This is a genomic window from Vibrio sp. SG41-7 (assembly GCF_014164465.1).
Classification (GTDB): Bacteria; Pseudomonadota; Gammaproteobacteria; order Enterobacterales; family Vibrionaceae; genus Vibrio; species Vibrio splendidus.
Genome location: NZ_JACJFF010000287.1, coordinates 1 through 1262 on the forward strand (window position 1 = coordinate 1; position 1262 = coordinate 1262).

At 44.4% G+C, this 1262-nt stretch carries 1 protein-coding gene; it reads right to left on the bottom strand.

Annotation, left to right across the window (positions count from 1 at the left end; all coding sequences use genetic code 11):
* Window positions 1-8: 8 nt before the first annotated feature.
* A protein-coding gene (locus H5300_RS26690; RefSeq protein WP_182797356.1) for an IS3 family transposase occupies window positions 9-1186 on the bottom strand; the annotation gives its coding sequence in 2 pieces (ribosomal slippage) (window positions 9-928 and window positions 928-1186; 1179 coding nt in all).
* Window positions 1187-1262: the final 76 nt, after the last annotated feature.

A 1262-nucleotide genomic window follows, 5' to 3' on the forward strand; every position in this document is an offset into this window, starting at 1 on the left:
TGAAGTGGTCAAGTAAAACTGGCCACAGTTTTATAAGGGAACCAGAACTGTCGTTCTGACTCATTTGGTGTTAATCCACCGTTATATTGATGTGGACGATACTGGTTGTAATAACCAACTAGGTAATCCGTTATTGCTTGCTGTGCCTCTGTAAAATTTCTATAGCCATTCTTTGGTACCCATTCCGTTTTTAAACTTCTGAACACTCGCTCCATAGGGCTATTATCCCAACAGTTCCCTCGACGACTCATACTTTGAGTGATTCGATATCTCCATAGCAACTGACGATATTTTTTACTCGTATAGTGGCAACCTTGATCTGAGTGGAACATTACCCCTGACGGCTTTCCACGGCTCTCATTGGCCATGGTCAACGCCTTGCCAGTCAATGCGCTATCTGGAGAGTTAGACATTGCCCAGCCGATGACTTTTCGTGCGAACAAGTCAATAACAACGGCTAGATAAGACCATCTCTGTCCCGTCCAGATGTAGGTCACATCGCCGCACCAGACTTGGTTCGGTTCAGTCACCGCGAACTGACGATTTAATCGGTTAGGTATATGAACATGTTCCTGCTGTGTTTTTTTGTACGTATGCTTTGGTCGTTGGCAACTGACTAAGTTTAGTTCTTTCATGAACTTACTCGCTCGGTAGCGACTAAGTGGAATGCCTCTCGCTGTTACTATATCAGCAATGGTTCTCGCCCCAGCGGAACCATTGCTCAACTCATAAGCTCGGCGAACTTCAGCACGGACAAGCACATGCTCTGACGACAGAGATTTATCCCTATTTACCCAATAACGATAACTACTGCGATGAACCCCGAACACTTCGCAAAGCCGTTTCACAGCATAACTCTTCTTGAGTTTCTCGATCATCGAGAACCGTTCAGGGAGTCTGACATCAAGAGAGCCGTAGCCTTTTTTAGAATTTCCTTTTCTTCTTCAATGCGTTTGATTTTCTTTTTAAGGTCACGAATTTCTCTTTGCTCTGGAGTGAGTGGTGATGAATTTGGTGCCTTACCCGCTCTTTCAGCTTTGAGTTGCCTTACCCAGCTTTCTAACGTGGTTTTTCCAATCCCCATCGCTTCGCAGGTTTCTTTATAAGAACGTCCCTGGTCAAGCACTAGCTGAGCACATTCAAGTTTAAATTCTGGGTTAAAAGTGCGTCTTTCACGCTTAGTCATAATGTCACCTGTTTTAGTATCGAGATGATCATACATCACCTCTTAATCAGGTGGCCAAATTCACTATGCCACTTCA